Below are 10,727 nucleotides of genomic sequence, written 5' to 3'. Positions count from 1 at the left end.
TGGTTCTTGCGAGGAGCCCAAGACCCGATCCCATCCCGAACTCGACCGTCAAATTCCTCCGCGCCAATGGTACTAAGTCTCAAGACTTGGGAGAGTAGGTCACTGCAAGGTCTGCCAAAAACATAAAATCTCTCGACGATCATCAAAACCAAATACAAAAAGCCCCGCTCACCAGCGGGGCTTTTTGCGTTTGTGACGTCGTCACCCCTACCTGGCGGAGCTCCATGTCTAGAGCGGTGCTTGCCGAAAGGCCCCCTCACCCGGCCCAAGAGGGCCGACCTCTCCCCCGAAGGGAGAGGTAAGAAGGAAGGTTCTGCCGGTTCAGACTACCTCCACCCTCATTCCCTCCCCGCAAGGGGGAGGGAAGCAGAGCAGCGTATGTTGAGGGATGTGTTCAACGGTTAGGGTGCTTGTGTCGTCTGCGCCCGAGGCTTAGCCTTCTTTCTCTTTGGGTGGGGAGAGATGAATGCGTGGGGCGGTGTTCTTTGATTGCGAGTTCCTGTGTATCGAAGGGTCACAGAGGCGGTTTTGGTGTGGGGGGCAGGATCCCGATCCGGTGATTGCCCAGATCGGTGCATTGAAACTGGGCTTGGAGGAGAACTTCCCGATCCTTGAGACTTTTACTCGTTATGTCGTTCCACATGAGCGGGATGGGAAGTGGCGCGGCTTGATCCTTTCTTCTCGCAGCTGACTGGCATTGAAGAACGGCATCTTTCGCAGGAGGGCGTGGATTTGGCGGGGGCGCTCGTTGCGCTCGATCAGTTTTCTCAAGGCGTGCAGATGTGGTCTTGGGGGAAAGACGAGCTCAATATGGTGGCTATTAGCTGCTACGTGGAGGGGATCGCTGCGCCCATTCCCGCGACGCGCTTTGATAATGCGGTCAAGTTGCTCATTGCCGGGGGCATGCCGATAGAGGATTTGGCGCGGACGCCGAGTAGTCGTTTGGCGGACTATTATGGAGTGGCGCCGGAGGGTCTGACTGAACATGACGCGCTCAGCGATGCATTCTCAGTGAGCCTTGCGGTGCAGCATTTGTTGCGCACGGGAGCGCTGACCGCGGCTGACTTCGGCGCTTAGAAAAGAAAAGGGACGCTCGAGCGTCCCTTTTTTGTTTTGGCGTTTATTTGGTTTGGGCGGCCTTTGCCTCGTCCCACCACCAGATCGTGGGGAAGCCCGAGGAGAATTCGGGCAGTGTCTCTGGATGGCTGAAGCGGTTCCAGCGGGCTGTGCGGGAGTATTGGAGGGCGTAGCCGGGGACGACGAGGTGCTTGTGCAGGAGGACACGGTCGAGGGCAGCGCTGGCTGCTTCTTGCGTTGCACGGTCATCAGCAGCGATGAGCTTTTCGATGATGGCGTCTACGCCCTTGTCAGCGAGCCCAAGATAGTTTTGTGAGCCTTCGGCCTCCGCGGAGCCGGTGCCGAAGAAGAAGCGCTGCTCATTGCCGGGCGAAAAACTCTGTGCCCAGCTGGTGTAGATCATATCGTAGTCAAAGCTGCGCAGGCGATTGATATATTGTGGGGTGTCGACCATGCGCAGGGTCATGGCGACGCCGATTTGGCGCAGATTGGTGATCATGTTCTGCGCGATGGGTTCGAGTGAAGCTTGATGCATGAGCAGCTCGATCTCGAGTTGCTTGCCGCTGGCGTCGACGAGCTGGTTGCCTTGTAGGGTGTAGCCCGCTTCGGTGAGGAGGCCGAGCGCGATACGAAGATTGCCACGCAGCTTTTGGGCGTCCCCTGCGACCGGGTTAGTATAGACCTCGGTGAAGACCGAGGCCGGGATAAGGTCTTTGACACTTTCGAGGATTTCCAGCTCCTCGCCTTGCGGGAGGTCTTTGGAGGCGAAGGGCAGGCCGAAGAAGTAGCTGTTGATGCGGTCGTATTGCTCGAAGAAGACCGTGCGGTTGAGCTCTTCAAAGTCGAAAGCGTAGTTAAGCGCTTCGCGGACCTTCTCGTCTTGGAACTTGTCGCGGCGTAGATTGGGAATGAAGCCGGTCATGGCGCCAGAGGCGTTATAGTCCTGCGCGAAGGTTTCTAGGACCACGCGGCCTTCCGCTACGGCGGGGAAGTCGAAGCCGGTGGCCCAGCGGCGGGCGGAATATTCGCTCCAATAGTCGAATTGGTCGCCCTTAAAGCCTTCGAACCAGACGCTCTCGTCGAGGAAATATTCATAAGCGAGGGTGTCGAAATTGTTCTGGCCAAGTTCGGTGGGTTTGCTGGCGGCCCAATAATCGGGGACGCGCTCATAGGTGATGGTTTTGCCCGCGTCGAAGCTTTTCAACTTATAGGCGCCGGAGCCGAGAGGGGGCTCTTGGGTCGAGGCGCCAATATCGCGCTTGTTGCCCGTGGCGTCGGTGCCTTCCCACCAGTGTTGAGGCAGAACCAGAAGCTGGCCCAAAATCAGGGGGAGTTCGCGATTGTTTTTCTCGTTGAAGGTGAATTTCACCTCGCCATCGGTCAGCGCTTCGGCATTGGTGACGCTGGCATAGTACTGAGCCTGATTGGGGCTCAGTTCGATCATCTTTTCAAAGGTCCAGACGACGTCGGCGGCGGTGACTTTTTCGCCATCGTGCCATTTGGCGTCGGGATCGAGGCGGAAGGTGACGGCGCTGTAATCGGGCTCGATGAAGAGCTCTTTGGCCAAGTGTCCGTAATAGGTGTTGTTCTCGTCGAGCGAGGGGGTCATCAGCGTGTCGTAGGTGAGGCCCAGCCCAGCCGCCGGATCACCCTTGGGCAGGATGGGATTAAACGTGTCAAAGGCTCCGCGGGTGCCGAGCCGCAGCGTGCCCGCCTTGGGCGCGTCTGGATTGACGTAGTCAAAATGCTTGAAGTCTGCCGGATATTTGGCAGCGTCGCCCATGGTGAAGGCGTGGGTCCAAGCGCCGGTGACCGTTTCGGCGAAGGCCAAAGCCGATGTGCTCAAGGAGAGAGCGGCGGCAAGGGTGAGGGAGAGAAGGCGTCGCGTCGATGTCATCGGCTGTCTCCTAAGTCAATGTGGGCGCTAATGGGGTGATGTCGAAGGCGGCGGTCAGCAATTGCTGGGTGTAGGCGTGTTGCGGCGCGGCAAAAATGTCTTCGGAAAATCCATGTTCGACCACCTGACCGCTCTTCATGACGATGAGGCGATGGGCAAGGGCGCGGACAACCTTCAGATCGTGGCTGATGAAGAGATAGCTCAACTGGCGGCGTTGCTGCACGGCGCGCAGGAGCGTGATGATCTGTGCCTGTATGGAGACGTCCAGCGCTGAGGTTGGCTCATCCAGGACGAGAAAATCTGGCTCCAGCACGAGGGCGCGGGCGATGGCGATGCGCTGGCGCTGACCACCAGAAAATTCATGCGGATAGCGCGTGGCGGTTTCGGGATCGAGACCTACCTCGCGCAGCGCGTCCGTTACTTTTTGGCTCCGCTCAGTTGCAGTGAGCCTAGGGAAGTGGACGGTCAGCCCTTCTTCTATAATCTCACTGACCGACATACGCGGGCTCAGAGACCCGAAAGGGTCTTGGAAGACGATTTGCATATTGCGGCGCGTCGGGCGCAGGGCGCGGCCAGATTGTTTGGAAATGTCATTGCCGAGGACGACAATGCGCCCTTGCGAACGAATGAGGCGCAAAATGGCATAGCCGAGGGTGGACTTGCCCGAGCCACTTTCACCGACGACGCCGAGGGTTTCACCCCGACGAATGGCGAGGGTGACGCCGTCGACAGCGCGTAAGTGGCCGGTTGTGCGCTTAAGTAGCCCGCGCTGAATGGCGAACCAGACTTTGAGATCGGTGGTTTCGACGATCGTGGGGGCGTCGGTGGCGGGGGGCAGCGGGGTGCCTTCTGGCCCGGCGGCAAGAAGGCGTTTGGTGTAGTCGTGTTGCGGAGCGTCGAAAATGGTGGCGACTGGGTCGGTCTCGACAATGTCGCCCTTATTCATCACTGCGACACGATCGGCGATGCGGCGGACGACACCCAGATCATGGGTGATGAAGAGTAGTGCCATGCCCTTTTCTGCCTGGAGGCGTTTGAGCAGCGCGAGGATCTGGGCTTGTACGGTGACGTCGAGGGCCGTGGTGGGTTCGTCGGCGATGAGGAGCTTGGGATTGTTAGCGAGCGCCATGGCGATCATGACGCGCTGGCGTTGGCCGCCGGAGAGCTGGTGCGGAAAATCATCGATACGGCTGACTGGGTCGGGGATGCCAACCTCGGTGAGCAGTTCGATCACTTTGGCTCGAGCAGCGTTTTTGCGCAGGCCTTGGTGGACTTCCAAGATTTCGCCGACCTGCTTGCCGATGCTGTGAACGGGATTAAGCGAGGACATGGGCTCTTGGAAGATCATGCCAATGTCATTGCCGCGAATGGCGCGTAGTGCGCTTTCGGACGCGCCGATCAGTTCTTGGCCGTCGAACTGTATCGAGCCGGATACGCTGGCGGCCCCGGTTTGGAGCTTTAACAAGGAGAGGGCGGTGATGGATTTACCTGAGCCGCTCTCGCCCACGAGGGCGAGGGTTTCTCCGGGGGCGATATCAAAGGCGATGTTGTTGACAACCTGAGAGGCGCCGAAGCGAATGGTCAGGTCTTTGACGGAAAGCAGGGGCGCGGTCATTTGAATATCTTCCGCGGATCGAAGGCATCCCGCACGGCCTCACCGATGAAGACGAGCAAGGTCATCATGACGGCGATGGTGAAAAAGCCAGTGATGCCCAGCCAAGGGGCCTGAAGGTTGTTTTTGCCCTGCGCCAGAAGCTCACCCAAAGAAGGGGAGCCGGGGGGCAGACCAAAACCCAGAAAGTCGAGCGAGGTGAGGGTGGTCACCGAGCCGGACATGATGAAGGGCATAAAGGTGAGGGTGGCGACCATGGCATTGGGCAGCAGGTGCCGCCATATAATCTGGCCGTCAGAAAGGCCGAGTGCTCGGGCGGCGTTGACGTATTCAAAATTGCGGGCGCGCAGGAATTCGGCCCGGACAATGGCTACGAGCGAGACCCAAGAGAACAGCAGCAGAATTCCAAGGAGCACCCAGAAGCTTGGGATGATCACTGACGAGATGATCAGCAGGAGATAGAGCGAAGGGACAGAGGTCCAGATTTCGATGAGGCGCTGGGAAATTAGATCGACCCAGCCGCCGAAGTAGCCCTGCATGGCCCCTGCCAGAATGCCAATGGCGGAGGAAGCAATGGTGAGGGTGAGCCCAAAGAGAACCGAAAGGCGGAAGCCATAGAGCAGGCGAGCGAGCACATCGCGGGCGCGGTCGTCAGTGCCGAGATAATGGTAATTGCCGGAGTGGCAATCAGGGTCCGCTGTGCCTTGCGGGTAGCGCGCGCAAATGGTTTCGCGGTCCATCAGCCAGCTTGGCGGATTGGCGCCAGAAAAGGCGATATTGCTGTCCACAGTGGCATCGCTGAAGTGGACCAAGGGCCAGAGGGCCCAGCCATTGGCGTTGATCTCATCGGCGATAAACGGATCGCGATAATTGGTGGTGGCGAGGAATCCGCCGAATTTTTCTTCCGGGTAATCGATGAAGGCCGGGACCAGCATCTCGCCCTTATAGGAGACGAGAATGGGCTTATCATTGGCGATGAATTCGGAGCCGAGGGTCAGAATAAAGACGGCGAGGAAAATCCAAAAACTCCAATAGCCGCGTTTGTTGGCGCGGAAATTGGCAAGGCGACGCTGATTTATTGGCGAGAGCTTGCTCATTGGCCACGGCTCTCGAAATCAATGCGTGGATCGACCCACATGTAAGTGAGGTCTGAGATAAGGCTGATGACGAGGCCAAGAAGCGAGAAGATGTAGAGCGTGCCGAACACCACCGGGTAGTCGCGGTTGATGATGGATTCAAAACTCAGAAGGCCAAGGCCATCGAGCGAGAAGATGGTTTCGATCAGCAAGGACCCGCCAAAGAAAGCGCCGATGAAAGCGCCGGGGAAGCCAGCGATGATCAGCATCATAGCGTTGCGGAAAACGTGGCCATAGAGAACGCGATGTTCGGTGAGGCCTTTGGCGCGCGCGGTTGTGACATACTGCTTGGAGATCTCATCCAAGAAGGAATTCTTGGTGAGGAGCGTTGAGGTAGCAAATGCCCCAAAGCCCATGGCGGTGATGGGCAGCACCATATGCCAAGCGTAGTCGAGGATTTGCTGCCACCACGGCATCACGGCAAATCCGGGCGAGGTGAGTCCACGCAGCGGGAAGATTTGCCAGAAACTGCCGCCGGCAAAGAGCACGATAAAGGCAATGGCGATGAGAAAGCCGGGCACGGCATAGCCGATGATGACGATGGTGGAGGTCCAGACGTCAAAGCGCGACCCATCGCGAGTGGCCTTGGCAATGCCGAGAGGAATGGAAATGCCATAGGAGATAATGGTCATCCACAAACCGAGCGAGATCGACACCGGCATTTTCTCAAGGATGAGATCGATGACCGAGATGTCTCGATAATAGCTCTCGCCAAAGTCGAAGCGCAGGTAGTTACCGATCATAGAAAAGAAGCGTTCGAGAGGCGGCTTATCGAAGCCGAACTGCTTTTCGATTCTGTCGACCAGCTCAGGAGGGAGACCTTGAGAGCCGCGATAGCCAGTGGCGTTGGGGCCTTGGTTGCTGCTCGGTGGCGCGATTTGATCGCTGCCGCCCCCCGTGACGCGCTCCATTATGCCGCCATTGTTCTGGCCGGAAAGGTTGGCGAGTGCCTGTTCAACCGGGCCGCCGGGGGCAAATTGGGTGATCAGAAAAGAAATGGCCATGATGCCGAACACGGTCGGTATCATCAGCAAAAGGCGGCGGAGAATATAGGCGCCCATTCTGTCTCCGATAGGCCAGACGCGTCGACATGCGCTGCAAGATCATAGGAGTACAGAATGCACGCATCGCCGCTTAAGGTCCAACAAATCTATAATTTATTCGGCGGAGTTTTGGCCAATCTGTTCTCCTCAGTGTGAGGAGCGGCAAGGGGATATGGGGTTGTATCGAACAAGGGCTTGGTTCACGGTTGCAGCACAAACAGGAGCCGCAGATGCGCTTTGAGACGATTGCCCGCGTGAAAGACCTTTCTGTGGCGAGGATTCTACTCGTGGCCTTGCGCGCCCATGGCTTTCACCCGCTCGAATTGCGCGAAGGCGGATTGCCGGGCGTGCCGAACCTTTTCGCCGAGGAAGGCGTTGGTATTGAGGTCCCGGACGATGAAGCGGAAGACGCAAAGCTCCTCGCGGGGGAATTGCTCAAGGATATGCAAGAGAGCTGAGCGTGAATGCGCCACAGTTCTGAGCAATAGGGGGTGCTTGGGATGTTGATTGAATGATGTTGGGGCTTTGCATATAAGCCGCCACAAGTGTTAATATGCCTTAATTCTTTGCGGCAGGAGTCTAACAATGCAGGTTTGGACGCGCAGCGTTTCTACCCTGACGAGCCTAGCGGTTATGGCCCTTGTGGTCGCTGCTTGTTCGCCAACGAGCCGGACCAATACGGCGAATCTTAATGTGGTCGGTACACCCCAGCAGCTGCAGCCAGTGCAGACCTCGGCTGTGCAAACCAATAGTTTGCCTCCTCTCGGTGGCGTTTCTGGCACTGTGGCGCCGGGTCTTTCTGGTCAGCCGGTTTTGGGCGGTCAGCAGACGTCGGCTCTTCCGCCTCTCGGTGGTACTTCGAACACCTTTGCAACAGCTGGTACCACTGGCGGTTCGTTCGCCAGCGTGCCAACGGCTTCCGGTCCAGAAGGCTCTTGGAATGTCGCAGCAGCCGGCCAGGCTTGCCAGTTGAATCTGCCGCTAACCTCCAAGACCGGTACGAGCTACTATCGTGCTTCGGCTCCGGGTTGTGGGATCCCGCAGGTTGCGGCCATCACTGGTTGGCAGCAAGTTGGCAGCCAGCTCCAGCTTTATGATGAGAACGGCAATATCGCAGCCTTCCTCGCACCCTCTAGCGGCCGTTATATCGGCACTATGAGTGGTGGCCAGGCGCTGTCGATGTCGCGCTAAAGCTTCGAAAGCCGGTCCTAGGGACCGGCTTTTTTGTTTGACGGCTTCCGCACCGCGCCCCTAAACATGCGCCCGTCGCCCCCGCACGCGCGGGGGACACTGTTTGACCGGCAGCAGACAGAGGTTTCCGGGATGCCCGGAAAGGCCGTGCTTAGATCGCTGCCGATAAAGTTGCCCATGTCCGTTCCTGCTTTTGGTCCCGTACGCCGCGCCTATGAAGATCTGGTCGCACGGAAAACTTTGACGCCCGATCCGGCCCAGCGTGATGCTGCGGGCGAGTTCGACCGCATTCTTACCGATCTCACCGGCGCCAAGACCAAGGGCGGTTTCTTCGGTTTGTTTGAAAAGCCGGTGTCGGTGAAGGGTCTCTACCTTGTTGGCGAGGTGGGCCGCGGCAAGACCATGCTGATGGACCTGTTCTACACAGCGCTGCCTTTCGCCGAGAAGCGGCGCGTGCATTTCCATGAGTTCATGGACGAAGTGCATGTGGCGATCTCGGCTTTTCGCAAATCTGCGAAAGATAGCGCGGCAGACCCGGTGGATGCGGTAACCAAGCCCATTTTGAAGTCCGGCCTGCGCGTGCTGTGCCTAGACGAATTCCATGTGCATGACATTACCAATGCCATGCTGCTCGATCGGCTGTTCTCAAAACTGTTTGCCGGTGGCGTGACGTTGGTGGCGACTTCCAATGTTGAGCCTGATGGCCTTTATAAGGACGGGCTCAACCGGCAGCTTTTCCTGCCATTTATCGCGCTCTTGAAAGAAAAGACGGTCGTGGCCACGCTTCTTAGCGATCAGGATTATCGCCGCCTTAAGTTTGCAGGCCAGCATGTTTACGCATTTGGCACTGGGCCTGAGGTGGACGCGGCCATGGATAAGATGTGGCTGCGCATAACCGGAGGTGGGCAGGGGGCTCCCGGCGTGGTGGAAAGCATTGGTCGGCAGATCCCTGTGCCGTTGGTGGCGATGGGCGCAGCGCGCTTCAACTTTGCCGATCTTTGCGAGAAGCCACTTGGCACGCGCGACTTCGTGCGGATTTCGCACGAGTTTGATTCGCTCGTGCTCGACAATATTCCGCAGATGGGACGGACAAAATCGGACGCTGCCAAGCGTTTCATACTTCTGATCGATAGCTTGTATGATCGTGGCGTCAAACTGGCGGCAAGCTTTGCGGTGCCGCTGGAGCAATTGGGCGCAGACGAAAAGACGGCGTTTGAGTTTCAACGCACGCTCTCGCGTCTCACCGAGATGCAATCGGAAGAATATCTCGCTAAAGGCCTACGTGACGCGCCGAGCGTATAGGCGGGTTGATTGGACCGTCCGACGACTGCCATTCAAAATGTACTGCGCAAGGCGTTTGGGTATTTCGTTCGGATAGGGAATGTTCTTGGCTAAGCTATCCGGGGAACGTAATTTTTATCGTCCAGGCTCTTGCCGTTTTCGGATTTCTTGATCTAGCGCCGATAAATCGTGTCGGCTGATTTGGGTGGATAAATGGCCGAAAACGCCGTTTTCCATACCACCCTCCGAATTGCTAACTTGTTCGGTACAGGGAAATCCGTAAAAGCCCAAAACCCCGGAATATCAGGGAATTTTGGGCGGAATGACCGACAGCTTAGGTTATTTCCGTCCTCTTTGTCGGCTGCCAATTGGGCATTACCCCATCGCTCATCGGCATGAGCGTTTTGGCAATTACGACGAAGGGTTCACTTGCCCGGATTTGGCACAAGCGGTATGAACTGCGCCAATTCAACGCAGTCTGGGATGAGACTTATGGCGCGCAAGAAAATTGCCCTTATCGGTGCAGGACAGATCGGCGGTACGCTGGCCCTGTTGGCGGCTCAGAAGGAATTGGGCGACGTAGTCCTGTTCGACGTGGTCGATGGCGTAGGTCCGGGCAAGGCGCTCGACATCGCGCAGTCGGCAGTGACCCAAGGCTTCGATGCCGTCATGAAGGGCACTTCTGAATATAAGGACATCGAAGGCGCTGACGTTGTTATCGTCACCGCAGGCGTGCCGCGCAAGCCAGGCATGAGCCGCGATGACCTTCTCGAAATCAACCTCAAGGTTATGGAGCAGGTTGGGGCGGGTATTGCAAAATACGCACCAGACGCTTTCGTCATCTGCATCACCAACCCGCTCGATGCGATGGTTTGGGCGCTGCAGAAGTTCTCTGGTCTGCCGACCAACAAGGTGATCGGCATGGCTGGCGTGCTCGATAGCTCGCGCTTCTGCCACTTCATCGCTGAAGAACTCGGTGTGTCGATCCAAGACGTCAACGCATTCGTTCTTGGCGGTCACGGCGACACCATGGTGCCGTTGGCGCGTTACTCGACCGTTGCAGGCATTCCGCTGACCGACATCGTTAAGATGGGTTGGATGACCAAGGAGCGTCTTGAAGAGATCACTCAGCGCACCCGTGATGGTGGCGCAGAGATCGTTGCTCTGCTCAAGACCGGTTCGGCTTTCTATGCTCCAGCCTCGTCGGCCATTGCTATGGCTGAAAGCTATCTCAAGGATAAGAAGCGCGTGCTTCCGTCCGCGGCTTACCTCAACGGCGAATATGGCGTGAAGGGCACCTATGTTGGCGTTCCAGTCGTCATCGGCGCTGGTGGCGCGGAAAAGATCGTCGAGATCGCGCTCAATTCGGCCGAACAAAAGGCCTTCGAAAAGTCGGTTGGTGCCGTTGAGGGCCTGATCGATGCTTGTAAGAAAATCGCGCCAAAGCTGGCGTAATACTTCAGAAGCCGCCGGATACTTACCGGCGGCTT

General features: G+C 57.5%; 8 protein-coding genes, 1 rRNA gene and 1 pseudogene. 6 read left to right on the top strand and 4 right to left on the bottom strand.

Features of this window, described 5'->3' with window-relative positions; translation table 11 throughout:
- Positions 1-111 (top strand): 5S ribosomal RNA (gene rrf, locus HKD40_RS10865); the annotation flags it as partial.
- Positions 112-466: 355 nt separating this feature from the next.
- Positions 467-1,077, top strand: a pseudogene (locus HKD40_RS10860) (exonuclease).
- A 43-nt stretch (positions 1,078-1,120) separates the two neighbouring features.
- On the opposite strand, the gene HKD40_RS10855 reads toward HKD40_RS10860, so the two are convergent.
- The 4 genes from HKD40_RS10855 to HKD40_RS10840 are packed head-to-tail and all read right to left on the bottom strand — an operon-like array spanning position 1,121 to position 6,783.
- Positions 1,121-2,974, bottom strand: coding sequence for an extracellular solute-binding protein (locus HKD40_RS10855; protein WP_210257084.1), 1,854 nt, complete (start codon positions 2,972-2,974; stop codon positions 1,121-1,123).
- 10 nt (positions 2,975-2,984) lie between these two features.
- Entirely contained in the window at positions 2,985-4,589 is a 1,605-nt protein-coding gene (locus HKD40_RS10850) for an ABC transporter ATP-binding protein (RefSeq protein WP_169195772.1), read from the bottom strand.
- A complete protein-coding gene (locus HKD40_RS10845) occupies positions 4,586-5,683 on the bottom strand; it encodes an ABC transporter permease (protein WP_169195771.1) in 1,098 nt (365 codons plus the stop codon). The genes HKD40_RS10850 and HKD40_RS10845 overlap by 4 nt, the downstream gene beginning before the upstream one ends.
- Entirely contained in the window at positions 5,680-6,783 is a 1,104-nt protein-coding gene (locus HKD40_RS10840) for a microcin C ABC transporter permease YejB (RefSeq protein WP_169195770.1), read from the bottom strand. Before HKD40_RS10840 ends, HKD40_RS10845 begins: the two co-directional genes overlap by 4 nt.
- A gap of 212 nt (positions 6,784-6,995) precedes the next feature.
- Between HKD40_RS10840 and HKD40_RS10835 the strand changes: the two genes are divergently transcribed.
- From HKD40_RS10835 to mdh, 4 genes are all read left to right on the top strand, one after another.
- Positions 6,996-7,223 (top strand): hypothetical protein, encoded by a 228-nt coding sequence (locus HKD40_RS10835; RefSeq protein WP_169195769.1) that lies wholly within the window; start codon positions 6,996-6,998, stop codon positions 7,221-7,223.
- A 127-nt stretch (positions 7,224-7,350) separates the two neighbouring features.
- Positions 7,351-7,956 (top strand): AprI/Inh family metalloprotease inhibitor, encoded by a 606-nt coding sequence (locus tag HKD40_RS10830; protein WP_169195768.1) that lies wholly within the window; start codon positions 7,351-7,353, stop codon positions 7,954-7,956.
- Between the two features lie 177 nt (positions 7,957-8,133).
- Positions 8,134-9,258, top strand: a complete 1,125-nt coding sequence (zapE, locus tag HKD40_RS10825) for a cell division protein ZapE (RefSeq protein WP_169195767.1) — start codon at positions 8,134-8,136, stop codon at positions 9,256-9,258.
- A 471-nt stretch (positions 9,259-9,729) separates the two neighbouring features.
- Positions 9,730-10,692, top strand: coding sequence for a malate dehydrogenase (mdh, locus tag HKD40_RS10820; protein ID WP_169195765.1), 963 nt, complete (start codon positions 9,730-9,732; stop codon positions 10,690-10,692).
- Positions 10,693-10,727 lie beyond the last annotated feature (35 nt).

The organism is Devosia sp. MC1541 (assembly GCF_012847305.1).
Taxonomy (GTDB): Bacteria; Pseudomonadota; Alphaproteobacteria; order Rhizobiales; family Devosiaceae; genus Devosia.
Note: the sequence above shows the minus strand (reverse complement) of the source record. Positions and strands in the feature narration are given on the sequence as shown.